This is a genomic window from Enterovirga rhinocerotis (genome assembly GCF_004363955.1).
GTDB classification, from domain to species: Bacteria; Pseudomonadota; Alphaproteobacteria; order Rhizobiales; family Beijerinckiaceae; genus Enterovirga; species Enterovirga rhinocerotis.
Genome location: NZ_SNZR01000011.1, coordinates 872939 through 891161 on the forward strand (window position 1 = coordinate 872939; position 18223 = coordinate 891161).

The window sequence follows — 18223 nt, forward strand, 5'->3', positions numbered from 1 at the left end:
TCGAACGGTTCCGGGACTTTCGCGAACGGCGAAGCTCGGGCAGTGTGCCCGCCGCGGCCGCACGAGACGGCAGGGAGGGGCAGATCAGGATGATGGCGAGGACAGGCGAGGGCGGCCGATGACGGCGCTCCTCGAGGTGGACGGCGTTACGCTGACCTACAAGACGCCGCAGACGCTCGTGACGGCGACGCGGCGCGTCAGCTTCCATGTCAACGAAAGCGATCGCTACGTGCTTCTGGGGCCGTCGGGCTGCGGGAAATCGACGCTGCTCAAGGCCGTCGGCGGCTACATGAAGCCGACCGAAGGACAGATCCGCATCAAGGGGCGCGAGGTTCAGGAGCCGGGCGCCGACCGGATGATGGTGTTCCAGGAATTCGACCAGCTGCTGCCCTGGAAGACGGTGCTCGAGAACGTGATGTTCCCGCTCAGCGTCGCGCGGAAGCTGCCGCGGAAGGAGGCCGAGGAGAAGGCCCGGGCCTATGTCGAGAAGGTCAAGCTCACGCGCGCGATCGACGCCTACCCGCACACGCTGTCGGGCGGGATGAAGCAGCGCGTCGCCATCGCGCGCGGCATGGCGATGGAGCCCGACATCCTGCTGATGGACGAGCCCTTCGCGGCGCTCGACGCGCTGACGCGGCGGCGGATGCAGGACGAGTTGCTGCAGCTCTGGCAGGACACCCGCTTCACGGTGCTCTTCGTCACCCATTCGATCGCCGAGGCCATCCGCATCGGGAGCCGCATCCTTCTCCTCTCGCCGCATCCGGGAGAGGTGAAGGCGGAGGTCGAGGACGTCGAGAGCGCCGCGACCACGGAAGGCGGCGCCCAGCGCCTCGAGAAGGAGATCCACGATCTCCTCTTCTCCGACGAGGTCGAACCGGAAGCCGAGGACGAGGAGGAGGCCGCCCATGGCTGAGCCGCGAATCATCCTCCACGAGACCGGCCAGGCCCTGGCGGAAGGGGCGGTCGAGCGCGAATTGCCGCTTCTGGAGCGGCTCTGGGCCAGCGCCGTCGTCCGCAAGACGCTCCTGCTCGTCGCGCTGGGCCTCGTCTGGGAGATCTATGCCCGCCATCTCGACAACCCGCTGCTCTTCCCGACCCTGACGGAAACGCTCGGCGCCGTGATGGAGCGGACGCGCGACGGCACCTTGCCGGCCCGCGCGGCGACGTCGCTCCGCATCCTGCTGATGGGCTATGCGGCGGGCATCCTGCTCGCGGCGATCATGACGGTGCTCGCGATCTCGACCCGGATCGGCACGGATCTGCTCGAAACCCTGACGGCGATGTTCAACCCGCTGCCGGCCATCGCGCTCCTGCCTCTCGCGCTGATCTGGTTCGGGCTCGGCTCGGGCAGCCTCGTCTTCGTGCTGATCCATTCGGTGCTCTGGGCGGTGGCCCTCAACACCCATGCCGGCTTCCTCGGCGTCTCGCAGACGCTGCGCATGGTCGGCAAGAATTACGGCCTCAAGGGGCTGTCCTACGTCCTCCGCATCCTCGTCCCGGCGGCCTTCCCGTCGATCCTGACGGGACTCAAGATCGGCTGGGCCTTCGCCTGGCGCACCTTGATCGCGGCGGAACTCGTCTTCGGCGTCTCGTCGGGGCAGGGCGGGCTCGGCTGGTTCATCTTCGAGAACCGGAACGTGCTCGACATCCCCTCGGTCTTCGCCGGCCTCTTGACGGTGATCCTGATCGGGCTTGTGGTCGAAAATCTGGTATTTCGCGTCATCGAGCGCCGCACCGTGCGGCGCTGGGGTGTTCAATCCTGAGGAGGACCGGACGATGCTGAACCTGCTCGTTCCGACCGAGCCGCACGACGTGATGGGGTCCGTGCTTCAGACGGCGTTGCTGTGTCAGCGGCGCTTCGAGAGCTACGTGGAGAGCTTTGCTCTCCGCCCCGCGATCCCGGACTACGTTCCGATCGACATGGTCTCGGGCCTCGCCTGGCATGTCGACGAGAAGGCGGACGAGGATGCGCGCCGCGAATCGCACGCCATCTTCACCAAGTTCGCCGAGGCGAACGACCTTCCGGCGGCCCGCCCCGGCATCGTCGAGCCGGGCTGGGGCTGGCATCCGAAGGCGCCGGCGGGCGATGCCTTCCTCGCCAGCCACGCGCGCATCTTCGACGTCACGATCCTCGGCCGGCCGATCTCGGGCAAGGCCGTTCCCTCCATGGCGACGCTCGAAGCCGCCCTGTTCGAATCGGGCCGGCCGATCCTGATCGCCCCGCCGACCCCGCCGACCAGCATCGGCGAGACCGTCGTGATCGCCTGGAACGGGTCGTCGGAGACGGCCCGGACGGTGGCCTATGCCGGCCCCTTCCTGCGCCAGGCGAAGCAGATCCTCGTCCTCACGATCGAGGGCTGGACGACGCAGGGGCCGACCGGGGAGCAGCTCGCGATGTCGCTCCGCCGGAACGAGGTCGCGGCCGAAGCGATCCATGTCGCGCCGGGGCGCCGCTCGATGGGCGAGGTCATCCTCGAGGAGACGACGGCGCGCGGCGGCGACCTTCTGCTGAAAGGCGCCTATACGCAGAGCCGGCTGCGCCAGATGATCTTCGGCGGCGCGACGGCCCACGTCCTCGCCGCGGCCGACGTCCCGGTCCTGATGGCGAACTGAGCGAGGGCAGGGGCCGGCTCAGCCGGCCGCCGCCCGGGCGTCGACGAGGCCCCAATCCGCCAGCATCGTCCCGAGCTTGCGGCTCTGCGCCTCGGTGAGGGGCCAGGCGGAAGGCGGACGCGTCGGCCCGCAATCGTTGCCCATCAGCGCAAGCGCAGCCTTCACGCCCGTGACGTTCGTGCCGTTCTGCTCCTCGGCCCGGATCTCCTCGAAGCCCTGCATGATCGCGATGAGGCGGTTCGCCTCCTCGTAGCGGCCCGCATCGAGCGCCGCGTGGATCGCGACCGAATGGGCCGGCCAGACATTGATCAGGCCCGAGGTGAAGCCGCGCGCGCCGACCGCGTAGAGGGGAGGGGCCCAGGTCTCGGCGAGGCCGCCGACCCAGACGATGTCCGGGCTCGACCGCCGGATCGCCTCGGCGAGCTTCAGCGGCGTCGGGCAGGCCCATTTGACGCCCGCGACGCCCTCGACGGCGCAGAGCTTTTCGATCGTGTCGAGGCCGATGCCGTCATTGCGCAGGTAGAGCATCAGCGGCAGGCCGTCCCCGGCTTCCGCCACCCGCTGCACATAGGCGACGACCCCGCGCGGGGACACGAACGGATCCGGCGGCTGGTGAACCATGAGCGCGGTCGCGCCCGCCTTCTTCGAGGCCTTGGCCAGAGCCACCGCATCCCCGACAGAGCGCCCGACGCCGCCAAGCAGCGGCACCCGCCCTGCGATCTGCTCGGCGACGGATTGCACCATCGCCTCGGCCTCCGCTGTCGTCAGGCCGTAGAACTCGCCCGTATTGCCGTTCGCGACGAGGATATGGACGCCGGCTCCGATGGCTCGGTCGATGATCGGCTTCAGCTTGCCGGGCTCGATCCGGTCATCCGCATCGAAAGGCGTCACGAGGATGCCCGAGATGCCGGTGAGGGCTTGGCGGAAGGCGGGGGAGATCGTCATCGAAGTTCTCCGGGTATTGCTTCTCCCCTTGCGGGAGAAGGTAGCCCTTGCGTCAGCAAGGGTCGGATGAGGGGGCGCGCGCCAACGCTTTTCGGATTTCCTTCAAAATCAGATCGCCGGAGCCGGCGAGCAGAAGATCGTTTGAGAAGCGGAGCACCCGAAATCCTTGTGCCTCCAGCCATCGGCTGCGTCGAGCATCATCATCCATCTGGGCCGGAATCGGTGCGTCATCACCCCTCATCCGACCCTGCTTCGCAGGGCCACCTTCTCCCACAAGGGGAGAAGGGAATGCGTCAGCCTCAATGAATCTCCGGCTCCGGGATGCCCTGCGCGCCCTCGAGATAGTCGAAATCGCAGCCCTCATGGGCCTGGAGGACATGCTGCGCGAACATCTTGTAGTAGCCGCGCGGATAGTTGCGCGGCGGGGGCGTCCAGGCCGCGACGCGCGCCTGGATCTCCTCGTCCTCGACATGGAGGTGGATCGAGCGCTTCGTGACGTCGACCGTGATCAGGTCGCCCGTCCGCACGGCCGCCAGCGGGCCGCGGATCGCCGATTCCGGGGAGACGTGCAGGATGCAGGCGCCGTAGCTCGTGCCGGACATCCGCGCGTCCGAGACGCGCAGCATGTCGCGCACGCCCTCCTTCAGCAGCTTCTTCGGGATCGGCAGCATGCCCCATTCGGGCATGCCCGGCCCGCCGATCGGGCCGGCATTGCGCAGCACCATGACGTGGTCGGGCGTGACGTCGAGATCCATGTCGTTCACCGCCTTCGACATCTCGTCGTAGCTGTCGAAGACGATGGCCGGGCCGGTATGGTGCAGGAGGCGCGGATCGGCGGCCGGCGGCTTGATCACGCAGCCATGCGGCGCGATGTTGCCGTAGAGGATCGCGGTGCCGCCCGAGGCCGCGATCGGCTTGTCGAGCGGGCGGATGACGTCGTCGTTATAGACCTCGGCCCCCTCGAGCCCCTCGCCGATCGTGCCGAAGACCGTCCGCGCCTCGAGATGGAGCAGGTGCTCCAGCCGCTTCATCAGCCCGCGGATGCCGCCGGCGATGAAGAAATCCTCCATCAGCCACTCGCCCGAGGGGCGGAGGTTGCAGATCACCGGCACCTTCTGGGCGAAGTCGTCGAAATCGGTGAGCTTGATCGGCACCCCCGCGCGCCGGGCCATGGCGACGAGATGGACCATGGCGTTGGTCGAGCCGGCGAGGGCGTTGTGGATGACGAGGGCGTTCTCGACCGAGCGCCGGTCCATGATGTCGGAGGGCTTCAGGTCCTCCCACACCATCTCGACGATGCGCTTGCCGCATTGCATCGCCATGCGCGAATGGGCGGCGTCGCCGGCCGGGATCGAGGACGAGCCCGGCAGCGAGAAGCCGAGCACCTCGGCGATCGAGGTCATGGTCGAGGCCGTGCCCATCGTCATGCAGGTACCGGCCGAGCGGGCGATGCCGGCCTCCATGTCGTTCCATTGCCGCTCGGAGATCGTGCCCGCCTCCTTCTCGGCATAGTATTTCCAGACGTCGGAGCCCGAGCCGAGGATCTTGCCGCCGAAATGGCCGCGCATCATGGGGCCGGCCGGCATGAAGATCATCGGCAGGTCCATCGAGATGCCGCCCATGATGGTGCCGGGCGTGGTCTTGTCGCAGCCGCCCATCAGCACCGCCCCGTCGACCGGATGCGAGCGCAGCAATTCCTCGACCTCGAGCGCGAGGAGGTTGCGGTAGAGCATCGAGGTGGGCTTGACGTATTGCTCGGAGAGCGAGAGCGCCGGCAGCTCGACCGGGAAGGCTCCGGCCTGCCAGATGCCGCGCTTGATGTCCTCCACCCGCTGCGGGAAATGGGTGTGGCACTGGGCGAGGTCGCTCCAGGTGTTGATGATGCCGATGACCGGCTTCGCCATGAAGTCGTCGAGGGCATAGCCCATCTGCATCATGCGGGAGCGATGGCCGAAGCTGCGCAGGTCCTTCGGCCCGAACCAGCGCTGGCTGCGCAGTTCCTCCAGCGTCTTCCTCGCCATCGCGCTTCCTCGTGCTCCCGTTTGGGACCGTTCTAAGCCTTGCCATCCGTCATTGCGAGCGCAGCGAAGCAACCCAGACCGGAAAGGCAGGCAGACTCTTTACGCCGCCCGCTTCTCCCCTTGCGGGAGAAGTCGAGTCACGCCTCGGCGTGACCGGATGAGGGGGAACCCGCTATCGGCGTCGAGCCGCGCCCCTCATCCGTCAGCGCTTCGCGCTGCCACCTTCTCCCGCAAGGGGAGAAGGGCGCGCCTATCGTCCCCGTTCCTTCCGCCAGGCGGCGAAAACCTCGAGGTTGCTCTCGTCGGTCGGCGGATAGAGGCCGAGGATGCTCTGGCCGGCGAGGACGCGCTCGGTGACGAAATCCTCGTAGGCCGTCATCTCGGTCGCCTCGTCGGCGATCTCGTCCGCGAGATGGGCCGGGATGACGAGGCAGCCCTCGGCGTCGCCGACGATCACGTCGCCGGGGAAGACCGGTGCATCGCCGCAGCCGATCGGCACGTTGATGTCGATCGCCTGGTGCAGGGTCAGGTTGGTCGGGGCCGAGGGCCGATGGTGGTAGCAGGGGAAGTCGAGCGTCTCGAGCTCCGGCGTGTCGCGGAAGCCGCCATCCGTGACGATCCCAGCCGCTCCGCGCACCATCAGCCGCGAGATCAGGATCGAGCCGGCCGAGGCCGCGCGTGCGTCCTTGCGGCTGTCGATGACGAAGACGCAGCCGGGCGGGCATTGCTCGACGGCTGCGCGCTGGGGGTGGTTGCGGTCGCGGAAGACGGTGATCGGGTTCAGGTCCTCGCGGGCCGGCATGTAGCGGAGCGTGAAGGCCTCGCCCACCATCGTGCCGGCATTCGGATTGATGCGGCGGACGTCCTGGATCCACTGGTTGCGCAGGCCGCGCTTGAACAGGGCCGTCATGATGGTCGGCGTCGCGACCGCCTTCAGCTTCTCCCGCGTCGCCTCCGACAGCGAACCCATGGCTTTCCTCCGATTGCGTTCTTCCGGCGGCCATCGGTGGGCTTCGGCGCCGGCGCGTCAAGGGAGAATGGCGTGGGCCGCGCCAGACGGGCTCAGTCGCCGATGCCCTCGCGGCCCTGGATCGTCATCAGCGTCGCCGTGAGGAGCGCGATCAGCCGCTCCTTGCCCTCCGCCTCGGCGAAGACCTCGGCCTGGGCGAGGGTCAGGGTACGGCCCGCCTTCACCACGCGGCCTCGCGCGACGATCCGCTCGCCGGTCGCAGGCGCGAGGAGGTTGATCTTGAACTCGGTCGTGAGCACCCCGGCCCCGTCCGGCATCAGGCTCAAAGCCGCGTAGCCCGCCGCGCTGTCGGCAATGGCGCTGACGGCGCCGGCATGGACGAAGCCGTGCTGCTGCGAGACGGCCGCAGCCGGACGGAGCGCGATCTCGACGTGGCCGGGCGAGACGGCCTCCAGCGTCGCTCCGAGCGTCGCCATCAGGCCCTGCTTGGCGAAGCTCGCCCGTATGCGCGCGTCGCAATCCCTCGACGTAGCGTCCACACCTTTCTCCTTTCACGCCTGTCGGCGCCTCACCCCGTCCTCATCCTGAGGAAGGCCTGTGAAAGCAAGCCGTCTCGAAGGGCGCGCCACGTCGAGCGTGCTTCGAGACGGCCCGCGAGCGGGCCTCCTCAGCATGACGCAGGGCGAAGGACCATGCAGCGTCGATCTCCGACCCTTCCCCCGCATCATGCCCCAGTGGCATCGGGGCCGGCGAGGGGCTATCTCCTTGCCATGAGCGCAGCCCCGCCCCCGCTTCCCGGCCCCGGCGATCAGGTCTTCCTGGTCGACGGCTCCTCCTTCGTGTTCCGGGCCTATTTCCAGTCCATGAACCAGGACCGGAAATACAACACCCGCGCCGGCGACAACCTGCCGACGGGGGCCGTCCGGCTCTTCTGCACGAAGCTGATGCAGTTCATCAGGGACGGGGCGACGGGCCTCAAGCCCACCCATCTCGCCATCGTCTTCGACAAGTCAGAGGTCTCGTTCCGGAACGAGCTCTACGCCGATTACAAGGCCCACCGGCCCGATCCCCCGGCCGAGCTGATCCCGCAATTCGGCCTGATGCGCGAGGCGGTGCGGGCCTTCGGCCTCGTGCCGATCGAACAGGGGGGCTTCGAGGCGGACGACATCATCGCGACCTATGCCTGCCAAGCCTCCGCGAACGGGGCGGAGGTGCTGATCGTCTCCTCCGACAAGGACCTCATGCAGATGGTCCGGCCGGGTGTGACCATGTACGATTTCGAGAGCGGCATTCCGGGCAAGCCCGGCCACCGGCCCGAGCGCCGGCTCGATCGCGACGGCGTCATCGACAAGTTCGGCGTGCCGCCCGAGAAGGTGATCGACGTCCAGGCGCTGATCGGCGACCCGACCGACAACGTGCCGGGCGTGCCGGGGATCGGCCCTAAGGCCGCGGCGACGATTGTTTCGGAAGTTGGATCGATAGACAAAATCCTGTCGTACAAGGGGCGCGCCTCTGAACTTGATGCCTTTTTGCAGGAGAAGCTCAATAAGTATCAATCTGATATCGATGAGGTGGCCGGGAGATCGATAAAGATTGGTTCAGGTGCGCAGATTGCCGATATTCTGCAGACAAGATTTGGTATATCTGATTTGCCGAGAGATAAGAAAGGGAGTGCGACGATCGATGCTGCTCTCCTGGAGTCGTTAGCGATAGAGAACGAATGGTGTCGTGCGATTGTTCTTGCTCGTAATTTGTCGCGAGTGATTGGCAGTGCCGTTCAGAAAATACTTGATGCCGATGAACAGGCCCGCATCTCGAAGAAGCTGGTGACGCTCACCTGCGACATGGAGGTCGACGTACCGCTCGGGGTGACGCGGATCGGCGATTTCGACCCGAAGCCCCTCGTCGCCTTCGGCAAGGCCCTGCGGCTCGACGCCTTCGTCAAGCGCGTCGCGACCCTCTACGATGTCGATCCGGATGCGGTCGATCCGGACCCCGTCCTTTCGCGTCCCTGGGATGCGGCGAGCGGCGCCTGGCTCGACGGCGATGCTCTCGCACCTCCGGTCGCGCAGGCGGCGGACGAGAGCCGCGGAAGCGAGGGCGCGACGAGCGCGAACGGCTCCGCCGGCCCGAGCCCGGCGCGGACGCCCGCCGTCCTCGCGGAGGAGCGCAAGGGTGCCATGCGGGCGCTCGCTTTCGACACCGCCCGCTACCGCACGCTCTCCGATCTCGCCGAACTCGACCGCTGGATCGCTGCCGCGCGCGAGCATGGCGAGGTCGCGATCGACCTCGTGACCGAGGGGCCGGACCCGATGCGCGCGGCGATCGTCGGCATCGCGCTGGCGCTCGAGCCGGGCCTTGCCGGCTACATCCCGCTCGCCCATCGCTCGGGCGAGGACCTCCTGTCGAACGGCCTCGTGCCGGACCAGATCGCGGAGGGCGAGGCGCTGGCGCGGCTGAAGCCGCTGCTTGAGGACGGGGCCGTCCTCAAGGTCGGGCAGAACATCAAGCGGGATGCGCTGACGCTCCGCCGCCACGGCATCGACATGGCGCCGCTCGACGACGTCATGCTCGTCTCCTACGCGCTCGATGCCGGCCGGGCCGGGCTCGCCAATCACGGGCTCGATGCCGCCTCCGCGTTCTATCTCGGCCACGCGCCCGCCGCCGTCACCGAGGTGACGGGCAAGGGTCGGGGCGCGGTCGCCTTCGCGCTCGCGCCCCTCGACCGCGCGACCCAGCACGCGGCCGAGAGCCCGGATGTCGCGATCCGCCTCCATCGCGTCCTGAAACCGCGCCTCGCGGCCGAGCGGATGACGACGGTCTACGAAACGCTGGAGCGGCCGCTCGTCCCCGTCCTCGCCCGGATGGAGGAGCGCGGCATCCAGGTCGACCGCCAGATCCTTTCGCGCATGTCCGGCGATTTCGCGCAGACCATCGCCCGCGTCGAGGACGAGGTCTACGAGACGGCGGGCGAGCGCTTCACCATCGGCTCCCCGAAGCAGCTCGCCGAGATCTTGTTCGGCAAGTTCGGCCTGCCGGGGGCGAAGAAGACGGCGACCGGGCAATGGTCGACCGGCGCACGGCTGCTGGAGGATCTGTCGGAGACCTCGGATCATCCGCTGCCGCGCAAGGTGCTGGAATGGCGCCAGCTGACGAAGCTCAAGAGCTACACGGACGCGCTGCCGACCTACATCCATCCCGAGACCGGCCGCGTCCACACCTCGTATTCGCTGGCAGCGACGACGACGGGCCGGCTGTCATCGACCGATCCGAACCTCCAGAACATCCCGATCCGCACCGAGGAGGGCCGCAAGATCCGGCAGGCCTTCGTGCCGGCGCCGGGGATGAAGCTCGTCAGCGCGGATTATTCGCAGATCGAACTGCGCATCCTCGCCCACATGGCCGACATCCCGCAGCTCGTCGACGCCTTCGCCAACGGCATCGACATCCACGCGACGACGGCCTCCGAGATGTTCGGCGTGCCTGTCGAAGGGATGCCGCCCGAGATCAGACGGAGGGCCAAGGCGATCAATTTCGGCATCGTCTACGGCATCTCGGCCTTCGGGCTCGCGAACCAGCTTGGCATCCCGCGGGCCGAGGCGTCCGACTACATCCGTCGGTATTTCGAGCGTTTCCCCGGCATCAAGACCTACATGGACGAGACGAAGCGCTTCTGCCGCGAGACCGGGTATGTGCGCACGATCTTCGGGCGCCTCTGCCATTACCCCGACATCACCGCCTCGAACCCGTCTCTGCGCGCGGCGGTCGAGCGGCAGGCCATCAACGCGCCGATCCAAGGCTCTGCCGCCGACATCATCCGCCGCGCCATGGTCCGGATGGAGGATGCGCTGGCCGAGGCGAAGCTCTCCGCCCGGATGCTGCTTCAGGTCCACGACGAACTCGTCTTCGAGGTGCCGGACGAGGAGGTCGAGGCGACGCTTCCGGTGATCTCGCGGGTGATGCAGGACGCGCCCCATCCCGCCGCCGCGCTCAAGGTGCCGCTGGCCGTGGATGCGCGGGCAGGCGCGAACTGGGACGCGGCGCATTGACAAGCGGCGCCCCGAAGCGGGCGCCGCTCCTCGTCCGCTGCGAGAAGCGGCGCCGCGGTCCGGCTTAACGGTAGCGCGGGCCGCCGCTCACATTGCCGAGATTCTGCTGGTGAGCGGGGCGCGACGGATTGCGCGCATGCGGCGAGCCGGCGGCGCCATAACCGCGACGATAGTGCATCCGGCGCGCGGCGCGGCGCTGCTGGATCCGATGGCGCCTCGTGTGCCGGACGCTTTCCACCTGGAGTTCGGGGGCTGCGACCGGTCCGAACGTAACGGGCGCCGCCTGAGCGGGGGCCGTGGGGGCGCCGATCAGCAGGATGCCGGCTGCCATCACGGCCGGAACGATGAAACGCATCATGGGAAGATTCTCCGATCGATCGGTATGTCGTCGGAGCATCCAAGGCGGGCACGCCGCCTTTGTTCCTGATTCGAGGCTCTTTCCGCCCGCGCAGCGGCCAACGGTCAGGAAAAAGACGAGCCTTGCACGAATTCCGAGCTCTTCCGCTTCGTCCGCTTCTTCTTGGACTTCGTCTTCTGCTCGTAGCCGCCGCCGGCTCCCGGGCCTGCGCTGGCGGGGGAGGGGGCGAGGGTCGTTGCCGCGAACGCGAAGGCGCCGAGGAGGCCGGAGAGGATGAGAAGGGACCGCATGGGCACTGGGCTCCGATGATCGCACTGGGTGAACGCTAAGCGCGGGGTCGTTTCGGCCCGATGTCGTCGCCTCGCGAGCACGCTGCGTGCTCTAACGCGCCCGACCGCCCTTCTTGGGCGACAGCAGCGTCGTCAGGCGCCAGCGGAAATCCTTGGGCTGGAGCGCCACGATGTCGTCGAGCCTCCAGGCCTCTCCCTCGCGGATGAACTCGTACCGGGTCTCGTGGCGGCCGCCCATGTTCAGGAAGCGGGCCGTCACGTTCGCCCTGTCGCCTTGCGTGTCGACCGGCGAGACCTCGACCTTCTCGATCTTGTAGTCCTGTCCGTTCACGATGAAGTCGAAGCCGAGATTGCAGATGCTGTTGGTCCTGCGTGTGCAGGCCTCGTCGCGGTCGAGGAGGGTGCGCAGCCGCTTGCTCGTGATCGGGCGGACGGTCTTCGTCGCGTCCGGCGCGTCGGCCCCTTCCTTCTCGTAGGGGCGGTACAGATCGCGCACGCGGCCGCCGAGGTCGTCGGCAAGAGCGCCCCCCGCGAGGACGAGGAGACCGGCGACGAGAGGTATCGAAACACGAAGCATGGCCGCTCCGATCAGTGCGAGCCGCCTGCGGTGCGCCATTCCGGTTCGGGACGGGCGACCGATGCGGGCGGCGCATCTTGGCGCCGAATCCGCGCTCTGTCGATGACGCCGACCATGCCTTTCATGATGTCGTCGAGCACGTAGTCCTTCGGCGTGTAGACGGCCGTCACGCCCATGTTCTTGAGGACGTTCTCGTCCTCGGCCGAGATGATGCCGCCGACGACGACGGGGATGTGGTCGAGGCCTTCGACGCGCAGCCGCGACATCACCTCCCGCACCAGCGGCACATGCGAGCCCGAGAGGATCGAAAGCCCGATCAGGTGCGTCTCCGTCTGGCGGGCCTTGGCCACGATCTCGGACGGCGTCTGGCGGATGCCGTCATAGGTCACATCCATGCCGACATCGCGGGCACGGAGCGCGATCTGCTCGGCGCCGTTGGAGTGGCCGTCGAGGCCGGGTTTGCCGACGAGGACGCGCGGGGTGGCGTCGAGCTTCTCGGCGAGTTCGGCCACCATGAGCCGGACCTCGTCGGTTGCGGGCGCCGTGATGGTTTCGATCGTCACCCCGGTCGGGGCGCGATACTGGCCGAAGACCCGGCGAAGGGTCTCGCCCCATTCGCCGGTCGTCACGCCCACTTTCGCGGCGGCGATCGAGGCCGGCATGATGTTGCGGTCCTCGCGCGCGGCGGCTTCGAGCTCTGCGAGGGCGGCTTCGACCGCACCCGCATCCCGCGCCGAGCGCCAGGCCCGGATCCTCGCGACGGCGTCCATCTCAACCGTCTCGGGCACCGACAGGAAGATGCCGTCGCCGGCCGTGAGAGGGGAGGATTCGGCCTCGGTGAAGCGGTTCACCCCGACGACGATCTGTTCGCCGGTTTCGACCTTGGCGATGCGGCGGGCGTTCGATTCGACCAGCGCCCGCTTGAGGCTGCCGGATTCGACGGCCGAGATCGCGCCGCCCTCGCTGTCGATCCGCGCGAGTTCGGCGCGCGCGGCCTCCTTTAGCGCCTCGACCTTCCGCTCCATCACGACCGAACCGTCGAACAGGTCCTCGTGTTCGAGGAGGTCGGTTTCGTAGGCGAGGATCTGCTGCATGCGCAAAGACCATTGCTGGTCCCAGGAGCGCGGCAGGCCGAGGGCCTCGTTCCAGGCCGGAAGCTGCACGGCGCGCGCCCGCGCCTTCTTCGAGAGCGTGACGGCCAGCATCTCGATCAGGATGCGGTGGACGTTGTTCTCGGGTTGCTGCTCGGTGAGGCCGAGGGAGTTCACCTGCACGCCGTAGCGGAAGAGGCGCTTCTTCGGGTCCGCGACGCCGTAGCGGTCGCGCGTGATCTCGTCCCAAAGTTCGCTGAAGGCGCGCATCTTCGCGATCTCGGTCACGAAGCGCAGGCCCGCATTGACGAAGAACGAGATGCGCGAGACGGCGTTGGCGAAGACCTCGTCGTCCACCTCGCCGGAGGCTTTCACCGTGTCGAGCACCGCGACCGCTGTCGCGAGCGCGAAGGCGAGCTCCTGGACCGGCGTCGCTCCCGCCTCCTGCAGGTGGTAGGAGCAGACGTTCATCGGGTTCCACTTCGGCATCTCGGCCGTCGTGAACAGGATCGTGTCCTTGATGAGCCGCATGGAGGGCGCGGGCGGGAAGACGTAGGTCCCGCGCGAGAGATACTCCTTGATGATGTCGTTCTGCGTCGTGCCCTGGAGAGCCCGGCGATCCGCGCCCTGCTCCTCCGCCACGGCGACGTAGAGCGCGAGCAGCCACGCCGCCGGCGCGTTGATCGTCATCGACGTGTTCATGGTGGCGAGCGGGATCTGGTCGAACAAGGCCCGCATGTCGCCGAGATGGGCGATCGAGACGCCGACCTTGCCGACTTCGCCGCGCGCGAGTTCGTGGTCGGGGTCGTAGCCCGTCTGCGTCGGCAGGTCGAAGGCGACGGAGAGGCCGGTCTGTCCGCGCGCGAGGTTCGAGCGGTAGAGGGCGTTCGATTCCGTCGCTGTCGAATGGCCTGCATAGGTGCGGAACAGCCACGGCTTGTCGCGTTCGCGCTGGGCGGGATCCATCATGGCTCTCCGTCGGGTTTCGACCCGGACATTGTGCATTGCGGCACGAAACCCGTCGAGCGAAAACCCGGCCTTTTGGATGAGATGGCGCGATGCCCGGCCCCTCCGCTCGTCCCGGCTTTCGCCGGGACGAGCGGAGATCGGATCACCGCAGCAGGTTGCTCTTCGCGAGGTCGAGCAACTCGTCGCCGCGGCCGCTCATCACCGTCTTCAGCGCCCAGAGGCTGAAGCCCTTGGCCTGTTCGAGGGTGATGGAAGGCGGCATCGCGAGTTCCTGCGGGTTCGAGACGACGTCGAGCAGCGCGGGGCCATCGCTCGCCAGGATGTCTCGCAGGGCTTCGTCGAGATCGCTCGGATCATCGACCCGGATCGCATGGAGACCGGCTGCCCGCGCCACGGCCGCGAAATCGGGATTCTGCAGGTCCGTCCCGATCTCGAGGAAGCCGGCCGCCTTCATCTCGAGCGCGACGAAGCCGAGCGAGCCGTTGTTCAGGACGATCACCTTCACCGGCAACTTCTCCTGGACGAGCGTCAGGAGGTCGCCCATCAGCATGGCGAAGCCGCCGTCGCCGGACAGGCTGATCACCTGCCGGCCGGGGAAGGCGGCCTGCGCGCCGATGGCCTGCGCCATGGCGTTCGCCATCGAGCCGTGGACGAGCGAGCCGAGGAGGCGGCGCCGGCCGTTCATCCGCAGGTAGCGCGCGGCCCAGACCGTCGGCGTGCCGACGTCGAAGGCCATCACGGCATCGTCGGCCGCTCGCTCGCTGACGAGCCGGAAGAGGTGCTGAGGATGCACGATCTTGCGATCGGACTCGCCCGTCGCGAGGGCGTCGAGGCCCTTCCGCGCTTCGCGGTAATGGGCGAGGCTGGTGTCGAGATGCTTGCGGTCGTCCTTGGGCTCGAGCATCGGGACGAGGGCGGAGAGGGTCGTCTTCACATCGCCGACGAGGCCGAGATCGAGCCGCGTCCGGCGCCCGAGATGCTCCGGCCGAATGTCGATCTGCGCCACCTTGGCCTTGGCCGGGTAGAATTGCCGGTAGGGGAAGTCGGTGCCCAGCATCAGCAGCGTGTCGCAGGACAGCATGGCGCGATAGCCGGACGAGAAGCCGATGAGGCCCGTCATGCCGACGTCGTAGGGGTTGTCGTGCTCGACGAATTCCTTGCCGCCGAGCGCGTGCACGATCGGTGCTTTGAGCACCTCGGCGAGTTCCAGCAGCTCGGCATGGGCGCCCGCGCAGCCTCGCCCGGCGAGGATGGTCACGGCAGAGCCGTCGTCGAGCAGTTCGGCGAGGCGGTCGAGGTCGTGATCGGCCGGCCGCACGATGGGGCGTCCGAGATCGAAGGAGGCGGGATCGGAGATTGCCGCGCCCTTGATCGCGCTCAGAGCGACATCGCCCGAGAGCACGATGACGGAGACGCCGCCCCGCCCGATCGCCGTGCGGATGGCGGCTTCGAGCACGCCCGGCATCTGCTCCACATGGGTGATCGCCTGGCAGAAATGGCTGCATTCCTGAAACAGGGCGACCGGGTTCGTCTCCTGGAAATAGCCGCGCCCGATCTCGGCGCTCGGGATGTGGGCCGCGATCGCGAGGACCGGGGCGCCCGAGCGATGGCAGTCGTAGAGGCCGTTGATCAGATGGAGATTGCCCGGCCCGCAGCTTCCGGCACAGACGGCGAGCCGACCGGTGAGCTGGGCCTCGGCCCCGGCCGCGAAGGCGGCGACCTCTTCGTGACGCGTATGGACCCAGCGGATCGAGCCGTCGCGGCGGAGCGAATCCGTCAGTCCGTTCAGGCTGTCCCCGACGACGCCGAAGATGCGCGAGACGCCCGCCGCGCGCAGGGTGGCAAGGACGACATCGGCAACGGTTTCGGACATGAGGGCTCCTTCGCGGCGCGAGGATGGCCGACGGTCCTCACGCTATGATGACGGGCGGGCCGAAGTCGAGGCGCTTGTCCGATCGGGCCACGCGACGACCAGCCTGCCCGCGACGACAGCGCCGACGAGAAGTGCGGCGGCGTAGCCGAGATGGGCGCGCGTCATCATCGTGGCGATGAGGCACAGCATGGCGAGGAGGAGGAGGGCGATCTCGCCCCGTCCGGCGCCTTCGGCCCTGGCGAGGCGCCACCAGAACGCCATCGCGACCGCGAGCATCGCCTCGTCGTAGATGAAGACATAGGGCTGGACGAGCACGATCGCGACGGCCGCGACGGCCGCCTTCAGGTCGCTCGGCAGCGGCCGTGCCCAGGCGAGGCAGGCGAGGATCGCGATGGCGACGCCCCATGCGGCCTGGATCGACCAGGCGAGAGCGGGCGCGACATCGAGATGGCGCAGCACGCCGAACAGGCTCTGCACCTTGCCCCAGCCGGTGCGGCCATCGCCGAGCACGGTCCCGCCCGCCTCGGCGAAGGAGTGCAGGAAGCCTGCCCAGGTCTCGGGCCCGAAGGCGAGGAGCGAGGCCAGCATCAGCGCCGAGGCGGAGAGGGCCGCGCCGGCGAAGGCGCGCCAGTTCCCGCTCGCGGCGAGGAGGAACGGGAAGAGCACCGCGAGCTGCGGCTTGATGACGAGCGCGCCGATCAGGATACCGCCGAGCCATGGCCGCGCCGGGAGCAAGACCAGCGCCGCCCCGACGATCGCGGCCGTGAGGAGGCCGTTCTGCCCGGAAACGACGTTGAGGAAGACCACGGGCACGGCGAGGGCGGCAAGCACGATCCGCGGATGCGGCTCGATGCGGCGGGCGACGACGAGGAAGGCCGCGAGCGTCGCCGCGAGCCAGGCGACCTTCGCCGCGACGTAGCCGAGGAGACCGAGCGGCGCGACGACGAAGAGGAAGGGCGGAGGGTTCAGGTATTCGTGGGCGCGCGCCACCGGTCCGAGCGCCTCCCGCACCACGGCGCCCTGCCGCGCCTGATCGTAGACGAAGGCCGCCTCGCCCGAGACAACCATGCGGCCGGCCGACCAGAAGGCGGCGAAATCGGTCGAGACGTGATTGCGCACCTCGCCGGCGAGCCAATCGTGCTGAGCGAGGACGAAGAGCCAGAGGGCCCAGATCGCGACGATGACCGATGCGCCGACGAAGAACCAGTCGATCCCGCGAAGGCGGTCGCCGATGCTCGGACGCACGGTCGGGCGCGCGGTCGGGGATGACGCGCCCGAGGCGAGGGAGAGAGGGCCGGCCATACCGCCCCTTACCGGAGCGCCGTTAATGGGCGCTTGCGGCGATCGGATAGTCTTGGCCCGATCATCGCCGCCGCTCTGCCTCGTGTCGGAATTCGATGCAGCACGTGCGAAGTCGCGCACCGGGTCGCCGATCCGTATGCCAGAGTTCCGTCGTTGGAGGCTCGTCGGTGCATGATGGATCGTCGGTTGTTCGGACGGGGGGCGGCGCAATCGGTCTTGGCCGGCGTCGCGTTGGTCGCGGCTGGTGAAGCGATGGCCGAGCGGGATTCCCGGCTGCCTCCGCCCGCCGATCCGCCTCTGCCGACCGGAGCGGAAAGCCGGTTCGCAACCGTCAACGGCATCCGGATGCATTACGTCGTCGCGGGACAGGGACCGACGGTCATCCTCCTGCACGGCTGGCCGCAGACATGGTTCGCCTGGCACGGTCAGATCGAACGGCTGGCCCGCCGGTTCCGCGTCGTCGCTGCCGACTTGCGGGGGACGGGGCTCTCGGAGGTGACGCCGTCCGGCTATGACAAGCGCACGATCGCCGAGGATATCCGCGCGCTGATCGGGCATCTGGGCGTTCCGCAAGCCCATGTGGTCGGCCACGACATGGGCGGCAAGGCGGCCTACATCCTCGCGCATCTCCATCCGGGGGTGGTCTCGAAACTCGTCCTCGTGGATTGCCTGCTGCCGGGAACGGAGAACATGGACGCCCTGCGCGGGGGCGCCTGGCATTACGGCTTCCACATGGCGCCGGACTTTCCCGAGATGCTCACGAAGGGCCGGGAGCGGGATTACATCGCGGCGCAGATCAGAGCCTGGTCACACAGAAAGGACGCGATCGGGGAAGATGCCATCACGGTCTTCGCCGCGCATTATGCGCAGCCGGGCCGGATGACGGCCGGCTTCAACTATTATCGGGCGCTCCGCGAGGACGCGCCTCTGGCCGCCGAGCTCCGTGGGCGCAGGCTGCCGATGCCCGTGATGGCGGTTGCCGGGCGACAATCGGGGGGATCGCGGCTGGCCGATTCCCTGCGCGCGGAGGCGCCCTCGCTGACGAGCGTCATCATCGACGATTGCGGCCATTTCGTCGCCGAGGAGGCGCCGGACCCCTTCGCCAAGGCGGTCGAGACCTTCCTCGCGTGAACGGCATGCGGGCCGGCCGCCCCGCCCGCATGCC

Annotated in this window: 16 protein-coding genes; 5 read left to right on the top strand and 11 right to left on the bottom strand. The window is 68.3% G+C overall.

Annotated elements, in window-relative coordinates:
- The first annotated feature begins 118 nt into the window (after nucleotides 1-118).
- The 3 genes from EV668_RS04635 to EV668_RS04645 are packed head-to-tail and all read left to right on the top strand — an operon-like array spanning nucleotide 119 to nucleotide 2613.
- Nucleotides 119-913, top strand: a complete 795-nt coding sequence (locus EV668_RS04635) for an ABC transporter ATP-binding protein (protein ID WP_133768652.1) — start codon at nucleotides 119-121, stop codon at nucleotides 911-913.
- A complete protein-coding gene (locus EV668_RS04640) occupies nucleotides 906-1763 on the top strand; it encodes an ABC transporter permease (RefSeq protein WP_133768653.1) in 858 nt (285 codons plus the stop codon). Before EV668_RS04635 ends, EV668_RS04640 begins: the two co-directional genes overlap by 8 nt.
- Nucleotides 1764-1776: 13 nt before the next feature.
- Nucleotides 1777-2613 carry a universal stress protein gene (locus EV668_RS04645; protein ID WP_133768654.1) on the top strand — a complete coding sequence of 279 codons (837 nt, stop codon included), beginning with the start codon at nucleotides 1777-1779 and terminating at the stop codon, nucleotides 2611-2613.
- Nucleotides 2614-2631: 18 nt separating this feature from the next.
- On the opposite strand, the gene EV668_RS04650 is transcribed toward EV668_RS04645, so the two are convergent.
- From EV668_RS04650 to EV668_RS04670, 5 genes are all read right to left on the bottom strand, one after another.
- Nucleotides 2632-3558 (bottom strand): dihydrodipicolinate synthase family protein, encoded by a 927-nt coding sequence (locus EV668_RS04650; RefSeq protein ID WP_133768655.1) that lies wholly within the window; start codon nucleotides 3556-3558, stop codon nucleotides 2632-2634.
- A 52-nt stretch (nucleotides 3559-3610) separates the two neighbouring features.
- Nucleotides 3611-3937, bottom strand: coding sequence for a DUF559 domain-containing protein (locus tag EV668_RS25720; protein ID WP_133768656.1), 327 nt, complete (start codon nucleotides 3935-3937; stop codon nucleotides 3611-3613).
- Nucleotides 3858-5579 (bottom strand): L-arabinonate dehydratase, encoded by a 1722-nt coding sequence (araD, locus tag EV668_RS04660; protein ID WP_133768657.1) that lies wholly within the window; start codon nucleotides 5577-5579, stop codon nucleotides 3858-3860. The genes EV668_RS25720 and araD overlap by 80 nt, the downstream gene beginning before the upstream one ends.
- 250 nt (nucleotides 5580-5829) lie before the next feature.
- Nucleotides 5830-6549, bottom strand: a complete 720-nt coding sequence (locus tag EV668_RS04665) for a ribonuclease activity regulator RraA (RefSeq protein WP_133768658.1) — start codon at nucleotides 6547-6549, stop codon at nucleotides 5830-5832.
- Nucleotides 6550-6641: 92 nt separating this feature from the next.
- A complete protein-coding gene (locus EV668_RS04670; RefSeq protein ID WP_133769979.1) occupies nucleotides 6642-7025 on the bottom strand; it encodes a PaaI family thioesterase in 384 nt (127 codons plus the stop codon).
- Between the two features lie 294 nt (nucleotides 7026-7319).
- On the opposite strand from EV668_RS04670, the gene polA reads away from it, so the two are divergent.
- On the top strand, nucleotides 7320-10598 hold the full coding sequence (gene polA, locus EV668_RS04675; protein ID WP_245512843.1) for a DNA polymerase I: 3279 nt from the start codon (nucleotides 7320-7322) through the stop codon (nucleotides 10596-10598).
- 64 nt (nucleotides 10599-10662) lie between these two features.
- Here polA and EV668_RS04680 read toward each other — a convergent pair whose 3' ends face one another.
- From EV668_RS04680 to EV668_RS04705, 6 genes are all read right to left on the bottom strand, one after another.
- Entirely contained in the window at nucleotides 10663-10956 is a 294-nt protein-coding gene (locus EV668_RS04680; protein WP_245512845.1) for a hypothetical protein, read from the bottom strand.
- Nucleotides 10957-11060: 104 nt separating this feature from the next.
- A complete protein-coding gene (locus EV668_RS04685; RefSeq protein WP_133768659.1) occupies nucleotides 11061-11246 on the bottom strand; it encodes a hypothetical protein in 186 nt (61 codons plus the stop codon).
- Between the two features lie 91 nt (nucleotides 11247-11337).
- Nucleotides 11338-11823 (bottom strand): DUF3828 domain-containing protein, encoded by a 486-nt coding sequence (locus EV668_RS04690; RefSeq protein WP_166652342.1) that lies wholly within the window; start codon nucleotides 11821-11823, stop codon nucleotides 11338-11340.
- Between the two features lie 11 nt (nucleotides 11824-11834).
- The gene (locus tag EV668_RS04695; RefSeq protein WP_133768661.1) at nucleotides 11835-13883 is read right to left on the bottom strand and encodes a protein meaA; all 2049 of its coding nucleotides are present in this window, start codon (nucleotides 13881-13883) and stop codon (nucleotides 11835-11837) included.
- 142 nt (nucleotides 13884-14025) lie between these two features.
- A complete protein-coding gene (poxB, locus tag EV668_RS04700) occupies nucleotides 14026-15756 on the bottom strand; it encodes a ubiquinone-dependent pyruvate dehydrogenase (protein ID WP_133768662.1) in 1731 nt (576 codons plus the stop codon).
- A 42-nt stretch (nucleotides 15757-15798) separates the two neighbouring features.
- Complete coding sequence (locus EV668_RS04705) at nucleotides 15799-17058, bottom strand: glycosyltransferase family 87 protein (protein ID WP_133768663.1); 1260 nt, start codon at nucleotides 17056-17058, stop codon at nucleotides 15799-15801.
- Between the two features lie 174 nt (nucleotides 17059-17232).
- Between EV668_RS04705 and EV668_RS04710 the strand changes: the two genes are divergently transcribed.
- Nucleotides 17233-18189 carry an alpha/beta fold hydrolase gene (locus EV668_RS04710; RefSeq protein WP_245512849.1) on the top strand — a complete coding sequence of 319 codons (957 nt, stop codon included), beginning with the start codon at nucleotides 17233-17235 and terminating at the stop codon, nucleotides 18187-18189.
- The last annotated feature ends 34 nt before the right edge of the window (nucleotides 18190-18223 follow it).

Bases quoted from the DNA above. Each gene is read 5' to 3' on its own strand.
- EV668_RS04635 (WP_133768652.1), top strand. From the start codon at position 119: ATGACGGCGCTCCTCGAGGTGGACGGCGTTACGCTGACCTACAAGACG.
- EV668_RS04640 (WP_133768653.1), top strand. From the start codon at position 906: ATGGCTGAGCCGCGAATCATCCTCCACGAGACCGGCCAGGCCCTGGCG.
- EV668_RS04645 (WP_133768654.1), top strand. From the start codon at position 1,777: ATGCTGAACCTGCTCGTTCCGACCGAGCCGCACGACGTGATGGGGTCC.
- EV668_RS04650 (WP_133768655.1), bottom strand. From the start codon at position 3,558: ATGACGATCTCCCCCGCCTTCCGCCAAGCCCTCACCGGCATCTCGGGC.
- EV668_RS25720 (WP_133768656.1), bottom strand. From the start codon at position 3,937: ATGTCCTCCAGGCCCATGAGGGCTGCGATTTCGACTATCTCGAGGGCG.
- araD (WP_133768657.1), bottom strand. From the start codon at position 5,579: ATGGCGAGGAAGACGCTGGAGGAACTGCGCAGCCAGCGCTGGTTCGGG.
- EV668_RS04665 (WP_133768658.1), bottom strand. From the start codon at position 6,549: ATGGGTTCGCTGTCGGAGGCGACGCGGGAGAAGCTGAAGGCGGTCGCG.
- EV668_RS04670 (WP_133769979.1), bottom strand. From the start codon at position 7,025: ATGGCGACGCTCGGAGCGACGCTGGAGGCCGTCTCGCCCGGCCACGTC.
- polA (WP_245512843.1), top strand. From the start codon at position 7,320: ATGAGCGCAGCCCCGCCCCCGCTTCCCGGCCCCGGCGATCAGGTCTTC.
- EV668_RS04680 (WP_245512845.1), bottom strand. From the start codon at position 10,956: ATGATGCGTTTCATCGTTCCGGCCGTGATGGCAGCCGGCATCCTGCTG.
- EV668_RS04685 (WP_133768659.1), bottom strand. From the start codon at position 11,246: ATGCGGTCCCTTCTCATCCTCTCCGGCCTCCTCGGCGCCTTCGCGTTC.
- EV668_RS04690 (WP_166652342.1), bottom strand. From the start codon at position 11,823: ATGCTTCGTGTTTCGATACCTCTCGTCGCCGGTCTCCTCGTCCTCGCG.
- EV668_RS04695 (WP_133768661.1), bottom strand. From the start codon at position 13,883: ATGATGGATCCCGCCCAGCGCGAACGCGACAAGCCGTGGCTGTTCCGC.
- poxB (WP_133768662.1), bottom strand. From the start codon at position 15,756: ATGTCCGAAACCGTTGCCGATGTCGTCCTTGCCACCCTGCGCGCGGCG.
- EV668_RS04705 (WP_133768663.1), bottom strand. From the start codon at position 17,058: ATGGCCGGCCCTCTCTCCCTCGCCTCGGGCGCGTCATCCCCGACCGCG.
- EV668_RS04710 (WP_245512849.1), top strand. From the start codon at position 17,233: ATGGATCGTCGGTTGTTCGGACGGGGGGCGGCGCAATCGGTCTTGGCC.